Raw genomic sequence first — 26578 nt, forward strand, 5'->3', positions numbered from 1 at the left:
GACACTTGACTCTTGACACTTGACTCTTGACACTTGACTCTTGATTGTTGAAAACTTATGACATTAACCGTCCGTGTAATTGCTCCAGATAAAACAGTCTGGGATGCTGAAGCTGAAGAAATAGTTTTACCCAGCACCACTGGTCAACTAGGTATCTTGAGTGGTCACGCGCCACTTTTGACCGCCCTAGATACCGGGGTCATGCGAGTTCGTGCCAGCAAAAATCAGAATTGGCAAGCGATCGCCCTTTTGGGTGGTTTTGCTGAAGTCGATGACAATGAAGTGACAATTCTGGTTAACAGTGCTGAACGTGGCGACACTATTAACATTGAGGAAGCTCGTGCTGCTTTTAACGAAGCACAAGCAGGGCTAAGTCAGGTAACAGCAGATGATCGCCAAGCACAATTCCAGGCAAATCAAGCCTTCAAACGCGCCCGCGCTCGCTTTCAAGCTGCAGGCGGCTCGGTCTAAAATTTGACAGTGGGGAGTTAGGAGTTAGGAGTTAGGAGTTTCCAGTTATTCCCCCCTATCCCTCTCTCCCTCTCTCCCTAAAATTAATGTAGCTAACAAAATTACACTAAGTTTAAGAAAACTGACATCACCAAAGTGTAGTGATAACTTAGATAATTAGTTGCCCAGAAGGGCAAAAATTATGAAAAGTTATTCATGTTCTCTTGGTAAGCGCAATCAGAATAAATTCGGTCATTTTGCAGCTTCTATAGTCGGTACATTGGCACTGGTGGTAAGTATTAATTCTGCTAATGCTACTCCCGTAAAAACAGCTACTGCAAAACAAAATAGCCCTGTATCAGTCCAACTAAATCAAACAAAACCAGTCATTGCCCAGTTACAAACCAACAAGCCTCAATATCAGGCGATGGAACTGTCTCCTGGGATAATCATCCCCATTGTGCTTTTTGGTGGTGTGATCATCTTTGGTACCCTGTTCTTTGGCGGATTGGTCGTCATTGGTGAACGGGAAGTAGGTATTGTGGTGAGAAAATTCACCCTTTCCGGGCGTGGAATCCCATCTGGAGGATTAATTGCTCTCAATGGTGAAGCAGGTTTGCAAGCGGATACTCTCGCGCCTGGTTGGCACTGGGGTTATTGGCCTTGGCAGTACTCAGTTCGCAAAGAGCAGGTGGTTGTTGTCCCTCAAGGGGAAATCGCCCTGATTGTGGCTGCAGATGGGGCTTCCAACCCGCCAGAGCGGATTTTGGGCAAAATCGTCGATTGTGATAACTTTCAAGATGCGCGGAAATTCCTCACCCACGGTGGCGAAAAAGGTCGGCAAATGGGTTTTCTCACAGCGGGTACATACCGCATCAACACCGCCCTGTTTAAAGTGATTATGGCATCAAACGCCAGCGCTCACGGCATGAATCCAGAACAGTTGCGGGTGTATAATCTAGCCGCCGATAAAGTTGGGATTGTCACTACCTTGGATGGTTTACCAATTCCCGGTGGTGAACTTGCAGGTCCGATAATTGGTGGACATGATAACTTCCAAAGTGGTCAGAAATTTATTGATGGCGGTGGAAGACGGGGTTTGCAAGAGCAAATTCTACTTTCTGGTTCCTGGAACCTGAATCCTTGGTTTGTCCAGGTTGAACAAGTCCCAATGACAGAAATTCCCATTGGCTATGTGGGCGTGGTCATTTCTTTCGTGGGGAAAGCCCATCAAGATGTCAGTGGTGCAGCCTTCACCCACGGTAACTTGGTGAATCAGGGACATAAGGGCGTGTGGGTAGAACCACTTTATCCTGGTAAGCACCCGATTAATTCCCGGATTATGAAAATTGAATTGGTGCCTACGACCAACATTGTTTTAAACTGGTCAGGTCGCACCGAACGCCACAGCTATGATGCTAAACTAGCTTCCCTGACAGTGCGATCGCGTGATGGGTTTGCCTTTGATTTAGAAGTAGCGCAAATTATCCATGTGGGTGCTTTAGATGCGCCAAAGGTAATTTCTCGCGTTGGTGCCATGCAAAATCTGGTAGACCATGTATTAGAACCGACCATCGGTAACTATTTCCGCAACTCCGCCCAAGACTATACTGTACTAGACTTTCTCACTGCCCGAAGCGAACGCCAATCGGAAGCCGCTGAGTATATTAAAACAGCACTGCGGGCTTATGACGTGCAAGCGATCGACACCCTCATCGGTGATATTCAGCCGCCAGCGTCCTTAATGCAGACACAGACAGACCGGAAAATTGCCGAAGAACAACGCAAAACCTATGAAGTGCAGCAAATGGCGCAAACCCAACGCCAACAACTAGTAAGGGAGACAGCATTGGCTGATATTCAGCAAGAAATGGTGAAATCCGAGCAGAGTGTACAAATTGCCGAACTCAAAGCCCAAGCCGAAATTAAGCAAGCTAATGGTCAAGCCGAGTCCACAAAACTACGGGCAATTGCGGAGGCTGAAGGTATCCGTGCCACAGGTAACGCCAAAGCTGAAACCTACCGCACTGGTGTGGAAGCCTTGGGAACACAAGGTTATACAGCAATGCAGCTGATGCAAATTATCGGCGATCGCAACGTCCGATTGATACCAGATATCCTGGTTGGTGGTAGCAACGGTAGCACCAACGGCTTGGTCGATGGGTTACTTTCGATGATTTTATGGAATCAAACCGGTAAGCAAGGCGAAGTGACACCAACACCATTGCATACCCAAGCAGTAGTTAAAAGCCAATCCACGTCACAAAATGGTATTCCGCCGATAGTTGTAGATTTACCGAAAGTTCACACTCCCTAACGGATTTCCAATTACAGCCATTTTTAGGTAAACAGACCACAGGGTAAGGGAGCAAGGCCTTGCGCCCCTGCTCCCTGCTCCCTTGCTTCTTTTTGAACGCACCCCAACAATAAAGGCAATATAGTTGGGGAAACTTTGCGCTAAAAATAGCGTTACCAGAAAAACTGGCGTTCTCAGTGTGTCGTTGGAACTTTTGCCTACGTTGGCGAAGCCTGCGCTCCGCGCATACACTCTAGTAAAAATGTTAGTAATATTAGGAACAAAACTAATAATTACTAATATAAAAATGGTCGTGTCTCCAGGTTTTACCTTTTACCGTACCAACTGTATTGTACCACGTACCCTGGGTTTCGCTAACCCTACCTAAACTTCCTTATAGGTAGGGACTGCGCTCAACATTTTTGTTCAATTTTATCTGTTAGTGGTTGCTATTTTCTCAGAAGAAACCGTTCATAGAAATCTGGACAAAGCTACCCAAGAATAGACAATACTAGACAACTACGTTTGTAATCAAAGTCCAAAGTCCTAAAACTACAGGGATAAACGGCAATCCCTCTATCCCCTCAAACAAATTGGGGATTACTTTTCTAGCTGGATTAAGCCTATAGATTCAACTGTTGAAGTTGTCTTGGCTAAAAAATAGATAAAGTACTGCAAAACATCCGATTTGACGGCGGCTTTACCTACTCTCAGAATATCAGAATAGGGTTAGCGTGAGCAAATACTCCCCATTTTTGTCCAGTAATGTCTACATGTGGGTAGTAATTAAGTTACAGTTCCTCACCCACTCACAATGGAAACCAAAGGGAACTCGTTGGGGGATAATTAGGCGAGCGACAGGTTCAGCGGTGATATTCTGAGCATCCAAAATAATCAATTCCGAGCGCTTGGTAATAGAATCGTGAATATAGGTTAATACCCATCCCTCATCTTCAGCTTTGCTACCTGGACGCGGTGCGAACACACATTCACCACCAAAGCGTCCACGGCCAAAATGATAAGATTGCGCTGTTCCTGCTTCTAAGTCATACTTCTTGACTCCATCAAATAGTGGTCGTTCCATGTACATGGCGCCAATTCCCGCATACACATAGCGCATCTTGCGTCCGATTAAGTTATCGTTGATGCGGGGAAACTCACAAACTTCGTCGTCAAGCATTTCCTCTTGAACTTGACCAGTAGATAGATTAAACCGCCAACGATACAATTTAGTGAGTTCTGGTTCAAGTTTTGTCGCCGAGCTGTTAGTGCTGTCAAAATCAACAGGATTTTCTTTGTCAGGGATAAATAGTTGCGTCCAATCCATGCGATATGCGACTAAAATCACCTCGTTACCCTCTTCGTAGGCGTTGACGACGTGATAAACCATACAGTTTGGCACAGTAAACCAGCGCATTTCTCCCCCATGTCGAGGGATAATTCCAAAACGACTGGGTTTATTGCGTTCAAAAACGAGGGGTATTTTACCTTGCATGATTCGCATCGGCTTGAGGGCTAGAGGCATATCCATGAAAATCGTGTATTTTTCAGTAATGGCGAAATCATGCATACTGATCGGCGAAGGAATGTCAATGGGTATGGTTTTGACAATTTTTCCTTCTGGTGAGACGATGCCATATTGAACGTAGGGTTTAGTTAGAGGTTGATAGCCAAAGAAGATCATTTCCCCGGTTTTAGCATCGACCTTTGGGTGAGCGGTGAAGGGGAACGTCAACTGTCCATTAAAGGTATAAGGGCCAACAGTTTCTAAATCGGGAACGCTCAGTTCATACGGTTCTCCTCCTTCCCAAAGAGCGAGCAACCGTCCATGATGCCAAACTAGAGCAGTATTGGCGACATTTTTCATCATGAACCCGTGAGGTTGATCGAAGCGAGGGAGATTGAGTAACCCTGGCCAAATTGCTTGACCTTCTTTTTCTTCGATCTTAAACCCTTCGGTACGAACGTAACGGTTACGATAACTGGCTGTGCCGTCAAGAATGTGTACTCCGTGAATCATGCCATCCCCATCAAACCAATGATACAGATCCAAGGGGAAGAAATGGGGGTTCGGCCCAATCCGAAAAAACATTCCCGACAATTCTTGTGGTAGTTTACCAATGACTTCTAGGTTGTCTGCCGTAATTTCTTGATGAACCGGTGCGAAGTTGGAGGTTAAGAAGCGATGGGCTAATTCTTCTTTGACTTTTGGGTCTGACTGTGATGCTGTAATTTTACTAAAAATTGCTTGGGGAACGCGAGCATAAGCGAAGCCTTTTTTGAGGTTTTTTCCGGCTATTTCTGGTGAGTCGGGGGTATCAGGAGTCACTTTAGCCAGGAAATTAGGATCGAGGAAGATACTGGCTAAACGTTTCTGGAGAGCCGTTTGGCGAGTATTTTTGTCAGCAAAAGCTGCTAAGAGTTCTTTTTCCCGTTCGTCAATTACCCCATCACTTGTCACTAAGCTTTCTAGAACTTCGTCTAGTGTAGCGAATTTTTGCGGACTGGGATTTTCTCCTAAATAAGCTTGTAACCAATCAAAGCACTCTTGGGGTTGTACTGGCTTGCTGTCGGATAATAAACCTTGAATCTCTGCATCTTCAGCCAAGCCTTTTTGGGTTGCAACTTTGGCTAAATATTCTTTTTCTCCGGGTTCGAGTACACCATCAAGCCAAGCCATTCCAACCAGAATTTTGAACAATTCCTTATTCTTTTGTAAAGATTTTTGTTGATAAGCAAGTAAAGTAGCTTTGGGAATGGCTATATCAAAATGTTCGTTATTGCTTGCATCATTGCGAATATTCTTTTCACTGCTGTAAAAAATTTCGGAAATTTCAGGGTTTTTGACGATGATATATAAATCGGGATTACCTTCAAATATTTCTAATGCATTTTTGAAATTTGCTTCCGTGTAAGTAATTTCAAAGTTGCCATCATTATCAGTTTGTGTTTGCCCTAATTTATCATTCTTCAAAATATCTTTATCAAATGCTTCGACAACTAAATTATTAAGTCCTGCTCCGCTTTCAGCTTCGTAAACTCTTCCTGTTACTTTAAATAACATGGTAATCCTCCACTTGATAAAATGTTCATCAATGAAATTGCCAACCTACGCCTTTTATGCTAAAAAGCGTTGTTTATGATTCATTATTTCGTTATAATTAGACAATTTTCTAAATTTGTCAACAGGCAAAAATGTATTAAATATTACAAAATATTGCAATTGATAGATTTTTGTAATAGAATAAATATTTATACTGAAAATTTTCCATATATTGTTTCAAAGTTTACTATCTAATATTCCGAGTGAGGGTAGAGTGCGTCAGACCTAAAATCTTGAAAGCATATCATTTTTCTGGTTTTATGACGTACCCTCCAAATTGGACATTTTTTTCCTTGTCAGTCTCTAAGTGTCTTATTTGTGTTTTTAGTTTTCACAAATTAGTATAAAAAATAACATTAAATTAATCTAAATAAAATATTCCGATGTCATACCAATTCTTTAAACTCCAGGATAAAGTCTCAATCAAGTATCTACCTGCGCCCAGCAGATGCAATCATAGATTTGGTTAAGAGGATGTTTTGTTAATTTCGGAAGATAAAAAATTTTGAATTTCTTACACGAACGTTATCGCTTACTCAAGTTAATTGGTAGAGGTGGATTCTGTAAAACCTACCTCGGTGTAGACGAGGGCGAATTTCCCCCAGTTCCTTGTGTTGTTCAACAACTTTCTAATGACAACCAAACACCAGCAGCCTTTGTGCAAAAGGCGCAGTTGCTAGAGGAACTAGGACAGCATCCACAAATTCCCGCTTTACTTGCACACTTCCAAGATGATCAGTATTTTTATTTGGTGCAGGAGTTTATTGCTGGCGCTAATTTGACTACCTTATTGGCAGAAGAGGGAACATTTAGTGAAACTCAAATTTGGCAACTTTTAGAGAATATATTACCAGTTATTAAATTGATTAGCGATCGCCATCTCATCCACCGCGATATTAAACCAGAAAATATTATTCGTACATCCCCCGGAAATCTCGTCTTAGTCGATTTTGGCGCGGCTATAATTACCAGCGCAATTAACCAGCTAACTGTTGAAAATAGTGTTGGTAGTCCAGAATATATCGCCCCAGAACAAGCCCAGGGAAAACCAGTTTTTGCGAGTGACCTTTACAGCCTAGGTGTAACTTGCATTCACCTACTTACCCAGATTCCGCCCTTTGATTTATTTGATATTGCTAACGATTGCTGGGTGTGGCAACAGTATCTTACCACCAGAGTCAGTAACCGCCTGACGCAAATCCTCAATAAACTTCTACAAAATCCCCTTACCCAACGCTTTCAAACAGCCGATGAAGTCATGCAAACAATGGGTATCGCCAATACATACAGTTACCCAGCAATAACTGTAGAGTCTATCAGCGGTGCAAAATTCCCAATTCATCCACAGTGGCAATGCATACATACAATAAGTAGATTTTCCGGTATATCTGCTAGTATCAATGCCCTAGCCATCAGCCCTGATGGTAACACCCTCGCCAGTGGTGACGATGACAAAATCATGAGATTATGGGACTTAAACAGCAAAAAACTGCTAACTAGCCCCAGAGGACATACTCAAGCCGTAAAATCTGTAGCTTTTAGTCCAGATGGGCAAACTTTAGCAACAGGTAGCGACGATCAAACTATCAAATTGTGGAATCTCAACACATTCCTAGAAATTTTTACCCTACTCGGTCACACAAATGCAGTTAAATCAGTAGCTTTCAGTCCAGATGGGCAAATTTTGGCTAGTGGGAGTTGGGATAAAACCGTCAAACTCTGGGATGTAAATACAAGCCAAGAAATTTGTACCCTGACTGGACATCAATTACAAGTAAGTTCAGTAGCCTTTAGTCCCCAAGGAGAACTTTTAGCCAGCGCCAGTTTTGACAGAACCATTCGCCTGTGGCAACTTCCTGCAAGAGAATTGAAAAACCGCCTAGATTATACCTTGTTAGGCACCTTTTCAGGACATACTAGGACGGTTTTAACAATCGCTTTTAGCCCCGATGGCAAAATTTTGGCATCGGGTAGCGACGATAACACAATAAAATTGTGGGAGGTAAACACTGGTCAGATAATTACCACACTTTCAGGACATTCCTGGTCAGTGGTAGCATTAGCATTCACTGCTGATGGCGAAACGCTGATTAGTGCCAGTTGGGATCAGACAGTTAAACTGTGGAGAGTAAGTACCGCACAAGAAATTGCTACTTTATGGGGTCACGTAGACTCCGTATCTGCCATTGCTGTGAGCCAAGTTGGACAACTGATTGCTAGCGGTAGCAGGGACAAGACTATCAAATTATGGCAGCCTTAAAGGTTGTCAAGAGTCAAGGGTCAAGAGTCTATGCCCTATGCCCCATGCCCCATGCCCCATGCCCCATGCCCAATGCCCAATGCCCAATAGATAATATCAGGCGCTACCTGTAAAGGCAACTTCAGGAAACTTCAATTGAGCTTCCGCCATTGGGCGGTTTCTGCCTTCTTCTTGCCAGTAGTTAATCACTTCTGTTGCTTTATTGAGCAACTCAACGCGATCAAGGTCAGTAATCCAGTGTTTGGATTCAAGTTCTTTTTTTAACTCTTCCCAGGCATCATTCCTAGGCCAGAAAAAGTACTTAGTCAAAGGACTTGTGCCTTTGCCTACAACCTGATCAACTGCGAGAGCGACGTTTTCGTCTAACCAAAGAATCTTCAAAATAAACTTGGTCAATCACACCTCCGGGGAATATCCGGGCATAGCTTAATAACTTAGCGATCGCCTATTGTAACCCAATACCTTACCAGATGGGGGCATACTTCTTTTGGCTTAAGCTAATTTACGCTCAGGTAGGGAAGATGCCCAGATTCCTGATACCTAGAAAGTTTATCATAAATTGTAGTCAGCGCTTTTTGAGATGCTTGTCAATAACTCCGACCTGAAGGTACGGAGCTTGTAAGAAACAAATCTTACGTGTTTGACTAGCCCATTGAGACTAATCCTGATACGCACCTCCGAATACTTCCCCAGTTCGGACAAGTTGCAAGACTTTTTGTTAAGTCGTTGGGTAATGCCAAGACATTCTGGATTAGTTGGGCGAGGGGACTTACTACTTTACTCCGAGGATTATCTCCATGTTGCGAGTACCAGTATTAGCGTATAGCGGGAAACCATTAATGCCTACAAAGGCTAGCAGAGCAAGACGTTGGTTGAAAGAGGGGAAAGCAAAGGTCATTCACAACGACCTGGGTATTTTCCAAATCCAACTAACCAACCGCCACTATCTAAAAACTAAGAATACCCAGCCTATCGCCGTAGGAATTGACCCAGGAAAGCTATACACGGGTATGGCGGTACAATCTGCGAAGTTTACCCTCTGGCTAGCGCATCTCCAATTACCATTTAAAACCGTGCGAGACCGTATGGAGCAACGCGCCATGATGCGAAGGGGTCGCCGGGGTCGCAGAATTAACCGCAAAATAGCGTTTAAACTTCGCGCTCATCGTCAAGCAAGATTTGATAATCGTCGCCAACGTGGTATTCCTCCTAGCATTCTGGCTAATCGAGAATTAGAACTAAGAGTGCTGGACGAGTTATCGCTGATTTACCCCATCACTACCATCGTCTACGAAGTAATAAAAGCGCGTGGAGATAAGGAATTTAGTCCTGTAATGGTGGGTCAAAAATGGCAGTTAGAAAATCTCCGCAGCGATTGGGACTTCTGCTTTGAACTTAACGGGTGGGAAACCTCAAACATTAGGCGGGAACTGGGACTAGAAAAACAGAAACACTCAAAAGGCGATGCAATTCCAGCAACTCACGCAGTAGATGGTATAGCGCTCGCTTGCAGTGTATTCATCAAATACGGCATCATTGACCGCCATTCAAGAGGCTGGAAAGGGGATGTTACCGTAACTCCCGCACCATTTACAGTTATTCGTCGTCCGCCAATATCGCGCCGCCAACTTCATCTAATGGTTCCCTCAAAAGGTGGGATTAGAAGGAAATACGGCGGTACTGTTACCCGTCACGGTTTCCGAAAGGGCGACTACGTTGAGGCTACCCAAGGTAATAAAACCTATCGCGGCTGGGTAAGTGGCGATACTGAAAAACAAGTTTCTGTCTCTGATGCTGACTGGAAGCGGTTAGGTCAATTCAGCAAAAACAAAGTGCGATTGATTCAGCGTTCAACTGGACTAATTGTCACTAATCAAAGCAAAGCCGTCCTATAAGGACGGGGTTTCTACCCAAGAATTCTGATGACTGCCCAATTACCCCAATCGCCAAATACATCTTGTTCACAGTTGTATGACCAAGATTTTTATCTGTGGATTCAAACCAATATAGAACTCCTGCAGCAAGGTCGGCTCACAGAACTGGATTTAGAGAATTTGATTGAAGAACTTACCACAATGGGCCGCAGTGAAAAGAAAGCCACCAGAAGCAATCTGGAAGTGGTACTGATGCATTTATTGAAATATAGATATCAAGCCGAAAAGCGTTCTGGTAGTTGGCGAGCGACAATTCGGGAACATCGCAAACGCCTAAGACTTGCTTTTGTAGAAAGTCCTAGCCTCCAACCCTATTTCTATGAAGTGTTTTCCGAGTGTTATGACCATGCTAGACTGCTAGCTGCCGATGAAACCGAATTGCATCTTGCTACCTTCCCCCAGCAATCTCCATTCACGCCAGAGCAAGTCCTTGACCCTGATTTTTTACCGGAGACTGGGGACTAGGGACTGGGGACTGGGGACTGGGGACTGGGGACTGGGGACTAGGGACTGGGGACTAGGGACTGGGGACAAATGACAAATGACAAATGACCAATGACAAATGACCAATGACAAATGACCAATGACCAATGACCAATGACCAATGACAAATCACAAAGCGATCGCAGTTTTTGATATTGATGGTGTTGTTCGCGATGTCGGTGGTTCCTATCGTCGGGCGCTAGCAGATACCGTAGAGCAGTTTACAGCCCAAGCTTATCGCCCAACACCACTAGACATTGACCAGTTGAAATCTGAAGGTATCTGGAATAACGATTGGGAAGCATCCCAAGAATTTATTTACCGCTACTTTCAATCTCAAGGACAATCCCGTGAGCAATTACAACTTGACTACAGCGAGATTGTGAGTTTTTTTCAATCCCGTTACCGAGGCTCTGACCCCGACAATTGGACTGGTTATATCTGTCATGAACCCTTATTATTAAAGCCTAGCTATTTAGAAGAACTAACACAAGCAGGGATTCCTTGGGGCTTTTTCAGCGGTGCTACTCGCGCTTCGGCTACCTATGTCTTAGAAAAACGCTTGGGTTTACAGTCGCCGGTGTTGATTGCGATGGAAGATGCACCCGGTAAACCAGACCCCACAGGACTTTTTGCCACTCTTAGTCTGTTAGAAACTAATATTGACAATAATTCAACAATAGTGTATATGGGAGATACTGTAGCAGATATGTACACAGTAGAAAAAGCGCGAGAGTTGAAACCAGATAGGAATTGGATTGGTGTAGGTATTTTACCGCCTCACGTTCAAGAAACTGCAGCGCGGCGTGATGCTTATAGTGAGACATTACAAAAAGCTGGAGCGGCTATAGTTTTGAGTAATGTGCAGGAGTTGACGCCAGAGCAAATTCAGGAATTGGTAAGCTGATTACAAGCATTGGAATCATATCTATCGTCAGGGCACAGCATTGCTGTGCCCCTACCATATGGTATATTTACCTGAAAACGGCTGTAAACGAGGTTGTTTTAATTTTCTGGCGATCGCCAAGCGTATAAACTGAAAATATCAGAACCCAGGAGAATCGGTTCTTGCTCAACTTTAATCTCACTAAAACCCTGTTCTTGAAGTAAAGCTGTAATCTTTTGGATGCGATGCTCTAAATCATGCACTTCAATAAACAGTTGTTTAATCTTTGGCCAATCCTGATTTTCAATACCTAGCAGCACATCCATCTCACTTTTTTCTACATCTATTTTGAGCAAGTCAATCTGCTGGATATTATGCTCTCTAATCATTTGCGATACGGTTTTCAATTGGCACATAACTTGCTCTGCTTGAAAAGCCGTAGCAAATTTGCGATCGATAATCAGCGAAAATAGAGACTTTGGTAACCAACGCAGCCAACTAATAGAAGCAGGAAAGTTTTTGAAATTAGCCAAAGTCATTTTCTTGAGTTTGTCTAGTTCCTCCTGAGAACTGATTGGATATGCAGTAGAGCCGAGAGTTATTTTGGGATAATATGCGAAGCTCATAGTCTTCGATTCCTGGGACAATCCCCAGGGAAAAACCTTCACGCTTTTTAACGCCAAACGTTCGACATTGCTGTTAAGCACTTTAAAAATTGCCGGGATAGGCTCAAAAGCATAGACATGCACATTTTGGTTACAATGTTGAGTCACCAACATTGTAAATAAACCTATGTTGGCTCCCACATCAAAAACTGTGTCACCCTCACCCAACTTAATTCCATGTTTTAAGTATGACTTTACCTAAATCGGAGAGAAGGCTCCCGCCATAATCTTTGATTTGGCGGCGAGATGAATCGAGGGTAAAAAACGAAACGTTCCCCGACCACAACTGGCTGTAAGCCAGTAAGGGAAAGGGAACAGTTGAGTTTTTTGCCAATCCATGTTATAGTTTACGTTAATGTACATGACGTAAATATGCTGGTATTTGAGGCCAAACTTGAGGGAGAAGACGGACAGTATCAAGCGCTTGATGAAGCGATTAGAACTGCCCGTTTTGTTCGCAATGCCAGCCTTAGATACTGGATGGATAACAAGGGTATTGGGCGATACGACCTCAGTAAGTTCTGCGCTGTACTTGCGGCTAATATTGAGTTTCCTTGGGTCGCCAAGCTTAATTCGATGGCTCGTCAAGCTAGTGCTGTTGGCGAAGCCTTCCCGAAGGGTAAGAGCGTGGTCTGCTATTGCTCGGTTTTTTGATAACTGCAAGAAAAATAAGCCAGGAAAAAAGGGATATCCAAAGTTTAAGAAAGAACAAACACATGGTTCTGTTGAGTACAAAACTTGTGGATGGAAACTTTCTGATGACCGCAGGTATATCACTTTTTCTGATGGATTTAAAGCGGGAACTTTCAAACTCTGGGGAACCAGTGACCTGCATTTCTACCACAAGAAACAGTTTAAAAGGGTGCGGGTTGTGCGTCGTGCAGATGGCTATTATTGCCAGTTTTGCATCGACCATAAACGAGTAGAAAAGCGAGAACCAACTGGTAAAACTATTGGTATTGATGTGGGGTTAAACCACTTCTATACAGATAGTAACGGAGAAACAGTCGCCAACCCTAGACATCTTCGTAAAAGTGAAAAGTCCTTGAGGCGTTTGCAACGGCGGATGTCTAAGACTAGAAAAGGTTCTCAAAATAGAATTAAGTTTAGAAATAAACTTGCTCGTAAACACCTCAAAGTAAGTCGCCAGCGTAAAGATTTTGCTGTTAAGACAGCAAGGTGCGTGGTGAAGTCTAACGACCTCGTGGCGTATGAGGATTTGATGGTGCGGAATATGGTGAAAAATCACCGATTGGCTAAGTCGATTAGTGACGCTTCATGGTCGCTGTTTCGTGAATGGGTTGAGTATTTTGGTAAGGTGTTTGGTGTTGTCACGGTTGCTGTTCCACCACATTATACCTCACAGAATTGCTCTAATTGTGGAGAGGTTGTCAAAAAGACTCTTAGCACCAGAACTCATATTTGTCCTCATTGTGGGCATACCCAAGATAGGGACTGGAACGCAGCGCGGAACATTTTAGCAAAAGGATTGAGTACGGCGGGTCACGTCGGAACTAACGCCTCTGGAGACATCGACCTCTGTATGGGTGGGGAAACTCCTCCAAGTAAGTCGGGTCGTGGAAAGAGGAAACCCAAAGAGCGATCTTTGGAATCCCCCACTATATTCGGTACTCCGAATTAGTGGTGGGAGGATGTCAATTCCTGGTACATCAATTGCACTTCATCTTTCCGCAAGCAAGATATTTTCATCCCGTTGGGAAGCGTAGTTTGAGGCATCAAAGTTGGCATAAATACGTTACCAAGATGGCAAAAATAATACAAAAATCATACCTTAGAGGGGTTACTTGGTAAAAGCGATGTCTAAGAGGATGTTTGAAAAGTATTATTGCTAACACCAAAAGCTCAGAAACCTAACCCCCATTCCCTTGTAGGGAATGGGGGTTTCAAAGCCTCTCTCCTTGTAGGAGAGAGGTTTGGTTCTTGCGTACTTAGCGTGCTAAATATGTTGAAAAATAAGCTTGAACTCCTTGCTGGGATAAGATGACAGCCATTATTTACTGCCTTTTAGGTCTGATGATTAAAATTTTGGCTATAAGCGCCTGTAAGCCTTGATTTTAAAACAAAGTTATCGACTGTAATTAAAAATTTAGCACGTTAAGTACGCAAGAACCACTGAATTCCGGGTTCCAAGCCTTGCGTCGCCACTGCCACTCAGTCCCGGTTTCTCCTAGCATAATGGGACTACTGATATCGTTCCAAGCTTTGCGTAATCGCTCAGATCTAATTAAGCTACCATCTCTCATCCCATTGACAATGGTATCTTCGATAACTTTTGGCTTACTTAAAATGACAACTGGAGAACTGCCATTCCACATCACATACATCGGCCCTAGTTGTTGACTCCAATCAAACATTTGCCGGAATAATTTCTTCTGTTTCACTGCTGCTAATATTTGCGGAAGATTTCCTAACAGCCAGTGTTTGGGAGGAGAAGGGAGTGATTGTAGCGCTTTGTATGTGTTCTTTTGTTTCCACCAGCGCCACCCAATTGTTCCCGCTATGGTAGTAACGCCTAAGACTGTGGCTAAATATGGAAGTGAGTCAGAATAATCAATCTGAGCAGTAATGTTTTGAAACATGAATCCGCCTTTATCCACTAAAAACTTCAGATTACCCAGATACTACCTTAATAGCCACCAATCAACTAATACAAAAAAACACACCCAGTAAATCTCTCTACGGTAGGTTGCCAAAATCCTCTAAAAATGCAACTACTGCAATTTTAAGAACTTATCCAAAGCAGCCACCGCACTAGGAGGCCAACGGCGGATATTTGCTACCCAGTTGATATCTTTGTAGCGATTATCCAGTCCAAAAGCTGCTACCCAATTGCTTTCGGCTTCGCCTTTGTTTCCACTCACCCAATACGCAGCTGTTAACGCAGCACGCATATCAGCAAATTGCGGATATTTGCGGACAATATTTCGCATTTCGCGGATGGCTTGGTCTTTTGCGCCTGTTTCATACAGCGCTAGGGCATAATTAGCACGGGCGAAGGCAAAATTTGGGGCTATTTCAAAAGATTTTTTGTAGTCTTTTATCGCTTTTTCCCATGAACCTAAACCTGCTTTGGCATTACCGCGATTGTTATACGCCATCGCATCTTGAGGATCGAGTTCTAGAACATGATTATAATCGGCGATCGCCTCTGACCATTTTCCTAAACCTTCCAACGCCGCACCCCGATTTAAATAAGGGTCGGTGACATTGGACGCCAGTTCAATGGCTTTGTTGTAATCCAAAAGCGCTGCTTCCAATTTGTTCTGACTTACCCGCGAATTTCCCCGATTACTCCATGCTCCAGCATTCGTAGGAAATTTTTCAATAATCTCTGTCCAATAACGTTCAGCTGTGGCAAAATTTCCTTGATTTGTCGCCTCAAACGCTTTATTAGCCAACTCATCCCCTTGTTTTAACTGTTCTTCAGTAATGCTAGTCCCTGGGGATGGTAGGGGCGCAAGTCCCAATGGTAGGGGCGTAAATCCCAATGGTAGGGGCGTAAATCCCAATGGTAGGGGCGTAAATCCCAATGGTAGGGGCGTAAATCCCAATGGTAGGGGCGTAAATCCCAATGGTAGGGGCGCAAGTCCCAATGGTAGGGGCGCAAGGCCTTGCGCCCCTACTGGTGTACCGCAGCCAAACACAAGCAACAGACTGAGAAAAATACTAATTAACTTAATCATGGGGATTGGGGATTGGGGATTGGGGATTGGGGGAGAAGTTTTAGCTTCAGAACACGAAACTTCAGGCTTGGAACACGAAACTTCAGGCTTGGAACTGGAAACTTCAGGCTTGGAACTGGAAACTCCAAACTCCGAGATCAAAACTTCCCAGTCCCCAGCGATGCACTGAGCTTGCCGAAGTGTCCCCAGCGATGCACTGAGCTTGCCGAAGTGTCCCCAGCGATGCACTGAGCTTGCCGAAGTGTCCCTTTTAAAGCAAAGACAACTGCTCATTAGGCGGCTTAAAGCCTAAATGCTTGTAGGCTGCAGTTGTGGCTACCCTACCACGGGAAGTCCGGCTTAAATAGCCTATCTGCATTAAATAAGGTTCATAAACTTCTTCTATGGTTTGGGTATCTTCTCCGGTCGCAGCTGCAATGGTTTCTAATCCGACTGGACCACCATTAAAATGTTCAATAATCACACTCAGCATTTTTCTGTCTGTCCAATCTAATCCGCATGGGTCTACTTGAAATAGTTGCAATGCTTCGGCTGCAACGCTTTCGTTTATTTCACCCAAGGATTTTACTTGAGCATAATCACGGACTCGTTTAAGTAATCTATTGGCAATACGTGGTGTTCCCCGCGCCCGACGAGCAATTTCTGTAGCGCCATCTTCGGCGATCGCGGTTTGGAGTAATTGTGCGGTTCGTCGGACAATTTGGCACAGTTCGTCAACTTCGTAAAATCGCAGTTTTTGAATTAAGCCAAAGCGATCGCGCAGTGGTGAAGAAAGGGCGCCGGCGCGAGTTGTGGCACCGACTAAGGTAAACTTTGACAGGGGTATACTGCGGATGCGAGCGCTAGAACCTTTGCCAATGGTAATATCTAAGCGATAATCCTCCATTGCCGGATAAAGAATTTCTTCGGTCATGCGCGAAAGACGATGAATTTCATCGACAAACAGAATATCCCCTGGTTTTAAGTTCACCAGTAGCCCTACAATATCTCGTGGACGTTCTAGTGCTGGCGCACTAGTTATTTTGCAGTTTACCCCCATCTCCGATGCTAAAATCATTGCCATTGTGGTTTTACCCAATCCCGGCGGCCCGTACAGCAGCAAGTGATCCAACACTTCACTCCGTGACTTAGCTGCAATGATTGCAATATCTAGCACATCCTTTAAGTCTTTTTGTCCAATGTAATCAGCAAATCGCTGGGGTCGAATACTCTCTTCTTGCTTATCTTGTTCATCAATAGCGGCTTCAGCTTGCAAAAGGTCTGGTTTAGGAGAGGCTTTCGCCGACTCTCGATGCTGCTTTGGTTGTCCATTGGGTTCTTGAGGCTGTTTTTTCGAGGAGATAATCGCCATAATTCAGCTATCAACTTCAACTTGAGGATTGTGTCAGCGCCATCTTGGCGGGAAAACTGCGAGAAATCACGGTTGCCAAAATTTTGTTTTTGAAATACACGCGCCCATTTAAAATTTAAATTCCGGACAATTACCCAGGAGTGAAAAAGTTGTTATGTTATCTAAAAGAATCTTACCTTGCTTGGATGTGAAGGCGGGACGAGTTGTTAAAGGAGTTAACTTTGTTAATCTTCAGGATGCGGGTGATCCGGTAGAACTGGCAAAGGTTTATAACGAAGCCGGTGCTGATGAGTTAGTGTTTCTGGATATTACAGCTACTCATGAAGACAGGGATACGATTATTGATGTGGTGTACCGCACTGCAGAGCAGGTCTTTATTCCCTTGACTGTGGGTGGTGGTATCCAATCCTTAGAAAATGTTAAAGGTTTGTTACGAGCTGGGGCTGACAAGGTTAGTATTAATTCTGCGGCAGTACGTGACCCAGACTTTATTAATCGGGCAAGCGATCGCTTTGGTAATCAGTGCATAGTTGTTGCTATTGATGCTAGACGAAGACTAGACCCCATGAATCCTGGTTGGGATGTGTATGTACGAGGTGGCAGACAAAACACAGGCAAAGATGCCTTACTCTGGGCGCAAGAAGTGGAAAAACGCGGTGCTGGTGAATTGCTTGTAACAAGTATGGATGCTGACGGCACTAAAGCCGGTTATGACATCGAGTTGACAAAATCTATCGCTAATGCTGTACAAATTCCTGTAGTTGCTTCTGGAGGTGCAGGTAATTGTGAACATATCCACACCGCATTGACTGAAGGTAAAGCCGAAGCCGCACTACTCGCCTCCCTGTTACATTATGGCGAATTAAGCGTCGCCCAAATTAAAAATTACCTGCGCGATCGCTCTGTACCAGTACGAATGCTCTCTAATCTGGAAATTAGTGCCTGATACTTCGTTCTAGTGGTGTGTTCTCAGCAGCAGAAAGATTTTCATTGTTGTTTGTGTGTTAAGTACATGGGGGTTTACTTTGAGATTCAGCATCCAACTACATCTATCCCTAGTTAGAGACAGTTCCCCAAAACAGTGTTAACATTAGTTTACAAGTATTAATAAATATTAAGAAATATGTTGATTCCTATTTTGCTTTTTGATGTGGCGCTCGTGGCTTGGTCACTCCACCTAATGGAGAAAGCCTTCCAACATAAAGAATTCTCTCTGATGTTAGCTGGGACATTAGTTGCCCTCGCCGCTGCTGCCATGTTAGTAGTCTACTTTCTCATGGGGCACTGTATGAGCTATTTACTGAAGGTGTCTTAGTCAAGTGCTGAGTGCTGAATCCTGATATCAGCAACAGTACTTTACATTTTTTTTCGAGTCCACTTGACAAATTGCCAATGATTACGCGATAATCGACAAGAATTTTGAAGGTACTATAGCTCAGTTGGTAGAGTACTTCAATGGCATTTATGTAGGAAGTTGAGATAAATGGCTAAAACCCTTATTATAGCGTGAGTAATAAGCTGGTTTTCTTAGGTATGGAAAAGTGCTTAAGGGCTAATATCAAATTGAAAATGATAATCCAGATTCTGATTCACACCCAGTAATGCTGTAGTTAATTTCTAGTAATCAGAGTGAATAGGTAAAATCCGGCGACAGCAAATATAAAAATGGTAGTCGCTGAATATACTATTACATCCCTGACAAGAAATGATATCCAATCTTTTATCAGTTCTTGCTTAAACTTGAGTTCTCGCAACTTGCGCTCAAGTTCTGCATCTTCTTTTGAAAGTACGCTTGCGTAACGACTGGTATATATATTATCAATATTTTCTTCTGTTGGGCGTTCGTCTTCCCAGGTAGCAACATTTTCTACAAATCTTTCTATTGGGTGATTATTGGTGGTTGAGACAATTGGTAAGTCATCCTGGTGCTTACTTGTTTCTTTTTTGATCACTTTTTTAACAATTTTAACTATTAAAGCTTCTAAGTTTTTTTCTGACATTACTCGCGTAAGTTTTTATAGCATCATGTTTCCATTTTGATTTTAGTGGAAGTGAATGCTGTAGGAATGAGGTTTTGGCTACAAGACCGGAAATATTTGATAACCGTCCCATTTATACGACTATTTCCCCAACAAAAGATTGATAAGTACATATGCAAAATTAATTACATATTTATTTTTCTCCAAAATAGCGTCTAATTCTTTTCTTCTTGTATCTTTTCTTTTATCTTTTCTGGTTCTTCGGTACTTTTTATGGAGAACTCAGTTCAAAATCTTTGAAAGCCTTATTGTGTCGGTATTTCATTGAAAATATTGGACATAATCGTTTAGAAGGCTTACCCCATAAAGGTTTTGTTGTCATCAATCTTCAATTACCATAAAATATACGCACTGAAGGGGCGACGAAACAAGCTCAAAAGCTTTGTATGTAAGGAGGGCAACGTTTTGTGGTAGAAAAAGATAGGTCTACTTTTGTCAATAAGACCTATCTAATGATAATGTTACCTGCATTCTACCAAAACCACTTAAAAAGTCAATTAAGTTTAGCAGAATACTTGCTGCTAAAAATTTTAATCCATCTATTACAGTCAATCAAAGAAGTAACTTTAGAAAAGTTAGCAAATGCGCTACCTTTGGCAGTTAAATTTGAGAGTAGAAGAAAGAGAATACAAAGATTTTTATCATTACCAAATCTCACCATTGAGAAAGTTTGGTTTCCCATTATTAAAGAATGGCTGGAAACATACTTCAAAGATGAAAAAATTATTTATATAGCAATTGATAGAACTAATTGGAGTCGGATAAATTTATTCATGGTGAGTATCATTTGGGATAAAAGAGCAGTACCAATATATTTTACTTTATTGCCAAAATTAGGTAATAGTAACATCGCTGAACAACAAAAAATATTGTCTCAAGTAATACCAATCTTTAAAAACTATAAAATCTGTGTATTAGGTGATAGAGAATTTTGCTCTGTCAAACTGGCAAAGTATCTCCAGGGATTGGATGTGTATTTTTGTTTGCGATTAAAAAAGAATGAGTTTTTGCAAGTTGAAAAAGATGTTTTTGTTGAGTTAAAAAATCTGGGTTTAGTACCGGGAGTTTCTTTTTTTATCAAAGGAGTTAAAGTGACAAAGACTCGGGGTTTTATGAGCTTTAATGTAGCGGCTAAATGGAAACGTAAAATCAATGGAGTAGCACCGAAAGAAGGATGGTTTATTTTAACAAATTTTGACGACTTAGAGTCGGCAATATCTGCCTATAAACAAAGATTTGATATAGAAGAAATGTTTAGAGATTTTAAAACAGGTGGTTATAATTTAGAAGAGACTAATGTTGAAGGCAACCGATTTATTTCTCTAGTTTTACTGATAACGCTCGCTTACACTTCTGCCATGATTCAGGGTCAAAAAATTAAACATAAAGGAATACAAAAATATGTAGCTCGTGTTAAAGAGTCTGGTCGCTCTGTGCGGAGACATAGTAGTTTTTATGTTGGCTTGTATGGTCAAACTTGGGTCAATTTCACAGATATTTGTATGGAATTAGTGACAGAATTAATGAGAATTAATCGTAATAAGCGCAAGTATTATCAACAGGGATTGAGGGCTATGAAGCTTATCGAGTCTATGTTTTAGCTTATTTCGTCGCCCCCTCAGATATACGCAAGAACCTCTTTTCTTCTTGTATCTTTTCTTCTTGTATCTTTTCTTTTATCTTTTTAATTGTCGTAATATCATCAGATGTAATGATTAAAGGTCTTTTACAAATTTCTGGTATCTCTGGCGGATCTCCTTCTTTTTCCCATCTTTGTGCTAGGTAAATAAAGTTGCAAAATTTAAGTCTGTTGCACACATCAAACTGGTTATATTCTATATATTTTCTAAAACATTCATAAAGAGAGACTACAACTGAATAAAAATAGTCTTTGAGATAATTGGAGTCTACAACATCAAGTTTTATATCTTGTCCCATATATTCAAAAAAATTTAGGAGACTAACAATATCCTCTTCTTCTGTACTATGTTTAGTTAATCTTTCTAAAATCTCATATTGGACTTTTTTCAAAATTTCAACTCCATCAGGAGTTTTTTTAAATTCAGTTAAAGGGTTATGACTCTGGTTAAAAAGAATAGGATCAAATTCTATTGGATGTTTATCATAAAATACTTCTTTTACTATCTTGCCTCTGTTTATATCTAATTTAGTAATATGTTCACTATGCCATAGCTTAATATAATCAGAAGCTTTAACAAGTTTCTTGTAGTGATACTGATCATGAAAAGTATTTATTGCAGATAAAATTCCCACTCCAACGCCTATTACAGCACTTACATTTCCACCTAAGTCATAGTAGCATTTTTTTTCTTGTTCCTTTGCATTTATCATGAAAAATATAGTAAAACCAAAAGCAGAGGCTACTATTAAGCTTGGAATAATAATATCTAGATGTCGCTGTCTGATAAACTTTCTTACTCTGATTGAAAAATCTTCTACACAAATCATAAAAGAACGGTTACTATGAACTCGTATCTGAGTTAACTGAAGATTGCTATCTTGCAACAGTTTATGCAATTTTTGAGGATCTTGAGAAGAATCATTCATAACAATTATAAACCTCTTAAAAATCAAATTCCAAATATACATATCATTATGATATGTTCTGATGCTTAAACATCTAACAAAAGTTAGAGATAACTAAGCCGAAGGTATGGACAGAAAGCATCCCAATACTGCTCGGTTAAGGAAATAAAGTAGGCTGAAACCCTTGCAATATCGTTGTCTAGAATGCTCAAAAGAGGCTTAACCGAGCAGTATTGGGGTGGTACCGTGGCAATTGTTTCACTTCATAGCATACAAGTGCGTCCCAAGTGTCAGTATCTAATAAATAAGTCATAAACTAATATCATAGTTAGAAATAGTCCGGCTATCATAAATTTCTTTGACTATTTCTTCTGCTGTGCGTTCATCTTCCCAAGCACCATGTTTTTCTATAAATGTGTCTAATGGATGCTGTTTGGGCTTTTGGGTAGATGACAAAATTATCTCATTCGTTATGAGTGTATTATCTGATTCTGTTTGTGGATAACGCTTTTTGAGTAACTGAATAAAATCAAGTAGTAAAATTTGGGCTTCTTCTGGTAAGGTATCAATATCTCTAGATATTTCTTCAAATTTTATTACCATAATTAACTTCTAAATTGACGAAAAATTTGCCATATGCTCATATTATAAACTACGCAGTTATGGCAGATTATGAGTAAAATCACTCTTTCCCGATTCCCAAGACTTGCGCCGCAGTTAATTTCAAATTAGGAAAAGTGGCTGAGGAGGCGATATCATCGCTACCTTGAAATACTGCTTCTTCGTATAATCCGTCTACCAGGGTCAGCACTGTGATTTTTTCTTTACCAGGATCAACAATCCAGTATTCGGGAATTCCCCGCGCTGCGTATTCTGAGCGTTTGTAGCGGTAGTCCCGATCTTCGTTGACTTTCCCAGGAGAGACAACCTCAACCACTAGTGCGGGAGATGGCATATCCTGAGTAATTGTAGCGCGTCTGCCACCAATTGCGGCAAATAACTCCTCTGTTAATATAATCAAATCTGGTAGGCGGACACGAGTGCGATTTCCTGTCACCACAATTTCCATATCTTTATGACGGATGAGTTGTATGGGGACGACGTTGAGAAATTGCGTCAGCAAGTAGAGGGCAATCAAGTTATTTATATCATTTTCTGGTGGCATTTCGACTAATTCCCCATCGACTAGCTCATATTTGGTATCAGTGCCATCGTCATAAGCCAGATATTCTTCCAGGGTCAGTTTTTTGGTCAATGTGTTCATGGCGGATAACCTCACAAGCCCTGTGGTTAGCACTACTTCAGTTATGCATTCTGAATTATAGCTTAGTACAGGGCGGGAATACTGCTTGATGTATATCTTCCCAATCTTGAGCAGTCATTTCTGTTGCATCTTTTGAGTTTAATCCTTCTAGAAGCATTGTTTCTAGACGTTCTTGCGCTACTCGTTTTTGGTCTTGTCGGACTAATTCAAGAAAATATTCACTGACGCTGGTGTAACCACCTTGAGCTACCTGTTCTTTTACATAAGCTTGTATAGTGTCAGGTAAGGAAATATTGATACTTTTCACAAGGGTTATTTCCTGAATCTGTTTTTCTATATTATGGCATGTTTGTCATTTTATGTCATGGCAATAGAAGATGGAATAAGCGATGATAGAAAATTAATTATTTCTTGTATTAATGGATGTTGTTGTAATTTTTTAATTTCTTCATCATTGATATTGCCAAATATTCTGGCATTTATTTGCTCCTTACTATTGCCAAATACTGTCTCTAAAAATTCTTTAGGTTTGGTTTGAGCCAATTGCCATTCTAAATCATTAAATTGGCGTTGTGCTATTTTCTCAATTAATGATTTATCTTGAATAAATACAATTTCTAATTGAGGAATCGCCATAAAAACTTTGTAGGATATCCCCGATGATACTTGATTTAATACATAATCAATTAAATCATATCTTTCAACTATTTGAGATTTGTTATCTGTATGTGCATCTAAAACAAGAGCAACAGGTGTTTTCCGAGTAGCCAGCAGTGAACTAGCTAAAGAACGCGCTCTGTAAGAACTTTCACCTGCTATGAATTTGATATTTTGACTTAGATTTCGTGGTAGCAATCTCTGTAAAATTTCTACATCTTTATCACTTTCTGTAATCATATATGCCAGCTTCATGATGAAATCTCCGTTGTAATTCTGTAGTCATGAAAATAATGCTATTTTATATGTAGTTGATAAATTTTCATCAACGGAACAACAACCAATTAATCCAATTTCATCAAACTTGTCATAGAGACTTTTTTCCTGACTATGATTTTCTGAAGGTTTACCATGTTTTTCTAAGACGACAAGATAGCCTTTGATAGCATCTTTGATATTTTCAATTGCTTCATCTAAGGTTTTTCCTTGACTGACACAGCCTGGAAGTTCGGGAACTTCAGCAACGTAACCTGCATATTCTGCATCAAATGTGAATATTACTTGGAATTTCATACAGGATGGGTTTATCTAGTTGTGAACAATAATAGATGCATGTATCAGTGTCAAGTAAATATTTCACAAGGTATAATCTCGCTCGCTGACAGTCCGACTTGAATATATATCATCAATAATTTCTTCTGCGGTGCGTGTATCTTCCCAAGTTCCAAAGGTTGCTAAAAAAGCTTGTGGTGGATGGGTTGCTTGCGTTATTTCAATTTGTAAATCCTGCTGTTTTAAATTCTGTGTTTGTTGATTGACAACCTTTTGAACAATTTTGACAATTAAAGCTTCCAAGTCTGCTACTGTGAGAATACTTAGAGGCTGGTCTGATGTTGGATGGGGATTTTCCATGCAAATTATATCCAGCTATTGAACTCAATATTCTCCTATTTTATCTAAAAAAATTGTGACGGTGGCAATTGTTTCACTTCACAGCATACAATTGCGTCCCATTGGTAGAAGAGAAATTGCGCGATCAATCGCGCCTGATGAATTAATGTCAACAGTGCGATCAAGTCTTTGCATCCCTACCGCGTGGTTTATTTAGGTAATGGCAAACAATAAATTATCCCATATTTTTTCGGCTGTGTTCTCTCTGGGAACGCACCATTTTTGATATTATTGGCTGTGTCGTAGTCTCAGTGATAATGCACCTTACTGGCTAGTATAGTTGAGCGCCTAAAATAAATATAATGCTCAAAAAGGAGATAAATTAAGAGATAAATGGAGATTAACTAAAGATAAGAATGTAGGAGAGGCGGATTGAAACTGCCGAATTATGAACTAGCAGTTGTGCCACAGCGAAAAATAACTGAGTATCTGTTATCACCAACTCACCCCGATGGACGGAGCAAGGAAAAGTTTTTCACTGCGTTTGGTTTTTCAGTAGATGATTGGGAAACTTTTGCTAATGCATTATTAAATCATGTTGCTGATAACGATGTTACAAAAATTGAAGATTCACCATTCGGAACTCGATATGCTGTAGAAGGTAGACTGCTTTCACCGGATGGTAGAAATCCTGTGATTCTTTCGGCTTGGTTTATTGAAACAGGGGAAACTATTCCTAAGTTTGTTACTTCATACCCACTAAAACGGAGAGAAGAATGATTCAAGAACTTGATAGGGTTATTCTGACTAGTGATCTCCCAGAATATAGTTTAGAACAGGGTGATATAGGTACAGTTGTTTTAGTACATCAGGGTGGCAAAGGATATGAGGTTGAATTTGTTACATTGGATGGGGAGACTGTGGCAATTGTTTCACTTCACAGCATACAAGTGCGTCCCATTGGTAGAAGAGAAATTGCGCGATCGCGCCTGATGAATTAATATGAACAGTGCGATCAAGTCCTTGCATCCCTACCGCGTCGTCTATTTAGGGAATGCCAAACAATAAAATTATCCCATATTTTGTAGGGTGTGTTCCCCCTGGGAACGCACCATCTTTGATATTATTGGCGGTGCCGTACCCTCAGCGTAACACCCCCTATCTAATAAGGTTATATGATAAAATGTCAAAGCTGGTAATGCTTTCAATTTAAAACTATATAAATTTAATTCAGAAACAAATCAAATGACTATTGAAGAAATCATCCTAGAAAAGGTAAGAATATTACCTCCTGACAAGCAACAAGAAGCGTTAGATTTTGTAGAATTTTTGCTGGCGAAAATGCCAAAACAAGATTTATCTGCTCAAAGAATAAAATCAGGGGTTTCAGCTTTGACTCTGGCTCAAGAATACATTGGTTGTGTGGAAGCAGCAAGTGACTTGTCTACTAATAAAGATTATATGGATGGTTACGGTTCGTGATGAGGCGATGTGTATTGCTAGATACGGGTCCATTGGTTGCTGTAATTAATCGCCGTGATCAATTTCATAGCTGGGTAACAGCACAGTGGGCTAATATTGAGCCGCCTTTATTAACTTGTGAAGCTGTAATTTCTGAGGCTTGTTTTTTATTGCGAAATGTCTACGGCGGTCAAGAAGCTGTGATAAATTTGGTCAAGAATGGAGTGATTGACATACCTTTTAAATTGGATGATGAAGCTGTCATTATTGGCGAACTTCTCAAGACTTATCAATCTGTGCCTATGTCTTTAGCTGATGCTTGTTTAGTACGGATGTCTGAACAGTATATAAATAGTGTTTTATTAACTTTTGATAGCGACTTTCTTGTCTATCGTCGGCAAAAAAATCAAATTATTCCTGTAATTATGCCACAGTAGTAATGGCAAACAATAAATTATCCTATATTTTGTAGGGTGTGTTCCCAGAGGGAACGCACCATCTTTGATTTTATTGGCGGTGCGTTACGCCTACTACTTGCTACAAATTGGAGATTTTTTTAAGAGTAAACCTTATGTCCCTCTACTTGC

The 26578-nt window shown here is 41.3% G+C and carries 27 protein-coding genes and 1 pseudogene; 14 read left to right on the plus strand and 14 right to left on the minus strand.

What is annotated here, in order from left to right; genetic code table 11:
* Window positions 1-57: 57 nt before the first annotated feature.
* On the plus strand, window positions 58-471 hold the full coding sequence (gene atpC / locus HEQ19_25690) for an ATP synthase F1 subunit epsilon (GenBank protein WYM02371.1): 414 nt from the start codon (window positions 58-60) through the stop codon (window positions 469-471).
* Window positions 472-652: 181 nt separating this feature from the next.
* The gene (locus HEQ19_25695; GenBank protein ID WYM02372.1) at window positions 653-2767 is read left to right on the plus strand and encodes a flotillin family protein; all 2115 of its coding nucleotides are present in this window, start codon (window positions 653-655) and stop codon (window positions 2765-2767) included.
* Window positions 2768-3515: 748 nt separating this feature from the next.
* Here the strand turns inward: HEQ19_25695 and HEQ19_31355 are convergent.
* Complete coding sequence (locus HEQ19_31355) at window positions 3516-5810, minus strand: carotenoid oxygenase family protein (GenBank protein ID WZI67020.1); 2295 nt, start codon at window positions 5808-5810, stop codon at window positions 3516-3518.
* A 541-nt stretch (window positions 5811-6351) separates the two neighbouring features.
* Between HEQ19_31355 and HEQ19_25705 the strand changes: the two genes are divergently transcribed.
* Window positions 6352-8109, plus strand: a complete 1758-nt coding sequence (locus HEQ19_25705) for a serine/threonine-protein kinase (GenBank protein ID WYM03623.1) — start codon at window positions 6352-6354, stop codon at window positions 8107-8109.
* Window positions 8110-8205: 96 nt separating this feature from the next.
* Here the strand turns inward: HEQ19_25705 and HEQ19_25710 are convergent, their stop codons facing one another.
* Entirely contained in the window at window positions 8206-8505 is a 300-nt protein-coding gene (locus tag HEQ19_25710) for a 30S ribosomal protein PSRP-3 (protein WYM02373.1), read from the minus strand.
* Between the two features lie 443 nt (window positions 8506-8948).
* Between HEQ19_25710 and HEQ19_25715 the strand changes: the two genes are divergently transcribed.
* From HEQ19_25715 to HEQ19_25725, 3 genes are all read left to right on the plus strand, one after another.
* Window positions 8949-10004, plus strand: coding sequence for an RRXRR domain-containing protein (locus HEQ19_25715; protein ID WYM02374.2), 1056 nt, complete (start codon window positions 8949-8951; stop codon window positions 10002-10004).
* A gap of 27 nt (window positions 10005-10031) precedes the next feature.
* Complete coding sequence (locus HEQ19_25720) at window positions 10032-10508, plus strand: DUF29 domain-containing protein (protein ID WYM02375.1); 477 nt, start codon at window positions 10032-10034, stop codon at window positions 10506-10508.
* 139 nt (window positions 10509-10647) lie between these two features.
* Entirely contained in the window at window positions 10648-11433 is a 786-nt protein-coding gene (locus HEQ19_25725) for a TIGR01548 family HAD-type hydrolase (GenBank protein ID WYM02376.1), read from the plus strand.
* Window positions 11434-11531: 98 nt separating this feature from the next.
* Here HEQ19_25725 and HEQ19_25730 read toward each other — a convergent pair whose 3' ends face one another.
* Window positions 11532-12191, minus strand: coding sequence for an FkbM family methyltransferase (locus HEQ19_25730; protein WZI67021.1), 660 nt, complete (start codon window positions 12189-12191; stop codon window positions 11532-11534).
* 258 nt (window positions 12192-12449) lie between these two features.
* On the opposite strand from HEQ19_25730, the pseudogene HEQ19_25735 reads away from it, so the two are divergent.
* Window positions 12450-13719, plus strand: a pseudogene (locus tag HEQ19_25735) (transposase).
* A gap of 457 nt (window positions 13720-14176) precedes the next feature.
* Here the strand turns inward: HEQ19_25735 and HEQ19_25740 are convergent.
* The 3 genes from HEQ19_25740 to ruvB form a co-directional block, all read right to left on the minus strand.
* Window positions 14177-14677 (minus strand): cytochrome P450, encoded by a 501-nt coding sequence (locus HEQ19_25740; GenBank protein WZI67022.1) that lies wholly within the window; start codon window positions 14675-14677, stop codon window positions 14177-14179.
* Window positions 14678-14809: 132 nt separating this feature from the next.
* Window positions 14810-15565: a tetratricopeptide repeat protein gene (locus HEQ19_25745; GenBank protein ID WYM03624.2), complete on the minus strand. Its 756-nt coding sequence runs from the start codon at window positions 15563-15565 to the stop codon at window positions 14810-14812.
* 466 nt (window positions 15566-16031) lie between these two features.
* On the minus strand, window positions 16032-17132 hold the full coding sequence (gene ruvB, locus HEQ19_25750) for a Holliday junction branch migration DNA helicase RuvB (GenBank protein ID WYM02377.1): 1101 nt from the start codon (window positions 17130-17132) through the stop codon (window positions 16032-16034).
* A gap of 154 nt (window positions 17133-17286) precedes the next feature.
* Here ruvB and hisF point away from each other — a divergent pair, with 154 nt between their 5' ends.
* Window positions 17287-18078, plus strand: a complete 792-nt coding sequence (hisF, locus tag HEQ19_25755) for an imidazole glycerol phosphate synthase subunit HisF (protein WYM02378.1) — start codon at window positions 17287-17289, stop codon at window positions 18076-18078.
* A 177-nt stretch (window positions 18079-18255) separates the two neighbouring features.
* Window positions 18256-18447 (plus strand): hypothetical protein, encoded by a 192-nt coding sequence (locus tag HEQ19_25760; protein WYM02379.1) that lies wholly within the window; start codon window positions 18256-18258, stop codon window positions 18445-18447.
* Window positions 18448-18742: 295 nt separating this feature from the next.
* Here the strand turns inward: HEQ19_25760 and HEQ19_31360 are convergent, their stop codons facing one another.
* On the minus strand, window positions 18743-19132 hold the full coding sequence (locus HEQ19_31360; GenBank protein ID WZI67023.1) for a hypothetical protein: 390 nt from the start codon (window positions 19130-19132) through the stop codon (window positions 18743-18745).
* Window positions 19133-19629: 497 nt separating this feature from the next.
* On the opposite strand from HEQ19_31360, the gene HEQ19_25770 reads away from it, so the two are divergent.
* A complete protein-coding gene (locus tag HEQ19_25770) occupies window positions 19630-20772 on the plus strand; it encodes an IS4 family transposase (protein ID WYM03626.1) in 1143 nt (380 codons plus the stop codon).
* A 1-nt stretch (window position 20773) separates the two neighbouring features.
* Here the strand turns inward: HEQ19_25770 and HEQ19_25775 are convergent, their stop codons facing one another.
* The 7 genes from HEQ19_25775 to HEQ19_25805 form a co-directional block, all read right to left on the minus strand.
* Window positions 20774-21739 carry a DUF4760 domain-containing protein gene (locus HEQ19_25775; GenBank protein ID WYM02380.1) on the minus strand — a complete coding sequence of 322 codons (966 nt, stop codon included), beginning with the start codon at window positions 21737-21739 and terminating at the stop codon, window positions 20774-20776.
* Window positions 21740-22027: 288 nt separating this feature from the next.
* Entirely contained in the window at window positions 22028-22321 is a 294-nt protein-coding gene (locus tag HEQ19_25780) for a hypothetical protein (GenBank protein ID WYM02381.1), read from the minus strand.
* Between the two features lie 79 nt (window positions 22322-22400).
* Window positions 22401-22982, minus strand: coding sequence for a Uma2 family endonuclease (locus tag HEQ19_25785; protein WYM02382.1), 582 nt, complete (start codon window positions 22980-22982; stop codon window positions 22401-22403).
* Window positions 22983-23037: 55 nt separating this feature from the next.
* The gene (locus HEQ19_25790) at window positions 23038-23289 is read right to left on the minus strand and encodes a type II toxin-antitoxin system ParD family antitoxin (protein WYM02383.1); all 252 of its coding nucleotides are present in this window, start codon (window positions 23287-23289) and stop codon (window positions 23038-23040) included.
* A 50-nt stretch (window positions 23290-23339) separates the two neighbouring features.
* Window positions 23340-23894 (minus strand): hypothetical protein, encoded by a 555-nt coding sequence (locus HEQ19_25795; GenBank protein WYM02384.1) that lies wholly within the window; start codon window positions 23892-23894, stop codon window positions 23340-23342.
* Between the two features lie 27 nt (window positions 23895-23921).
* Complete coding sequence (locus HEQ19_25800; GenBank protein WYM02385.1) at window positions 23922-24212, minus strand: type II toxin-antitoxin system HicB family antitoxin; 291 nt, start codon at window positions 24210-24212, stop codon at window positions 23922-23924.
* Between the two features lie 63 nt (window positions 24213-24275).
* Window positions 24276-24551, minus strand: coding sequence for a hypothetical protein (locus HEQ19_25805; protein ID WYM02386.1), 276 nt, complete (start codon window positions 24549-24551; stop codon window positions 24276-24278).
* Between the two features lie 411 nt (window positions 24552-24962).
* On the opposite strand from HEQ19_25805, the gene HEQ19_25810 reads away from it, so the two are divergent.
* The 4 genes from HEQ19_25810 (at window position 24963) to HEQ19_25825 (ending at window position 26428) form a co-directional block, all read left to right on the plus strand.
* Window positions 24963-25310: a DUF6883 domain-containing protein gene (locus HEQ19_25810; GenBank protein WYM02387.1), complete on the plus strand. Its 348-nt coding sequence runs from the start codon at window positions 24963-24965 to the stop codon at window positions 25308-25310.
* Window positions 25307-25531 carry a DUF4926 domain-containing protein gene (locus HEQ19_25815; protein ID WYM02388.1) on the plus strand — a complete coding sequence of 75 codons (225 nt, stop codon included), beginning with the start codon at window positions 25307-25309 and terminating at the stop codon, window positions 25529-25531. The genes HEQ19_25810 and HEQ19_25815 overlap by 4 nt, the downstream gene beginning before the upstream one ends.
* A 244-nt stretch (window positions 25532-25775) precedes the next feature.
* Window positions 25776-26012 carry a DUF2281 domain-containing protein gene (locus tag HEQ19_25820; GenBank protein ID WYM02389.1) on the plus strand — a complete coding sequence of 79 codons (237 nt, stop codon included), beginning with the start codon at window positions 25776-25778 and terminating at the stop codon, window positions 26010-26012.
* Window positions 26013-26026: 14 nt separating this feature from the next.
* Window positions 26027-26428 (plus strand): PIN domain-containing protein, encoded by a 402-nt coding sequence (locus HEQ19_25825; protein WYM02390.2) that lies wholly within the window; start codon window positions 26027-26029, stop codon window positions 26426-26428.
* Window positions 26429-26578: the final 150 nt, after the last annotated feature.

It is taken from the genome of Gloeotrichia echinulata CP02 (genome assembly GCA_038087035.1).
Classification (GTDB): domain Bacteria; phylum Cyanobacteriota; class Cyanobacteriia; order Cyanobacteriales; family Nostocaceae; genus Gloeotrichia; species Gloeotrichia echinulata.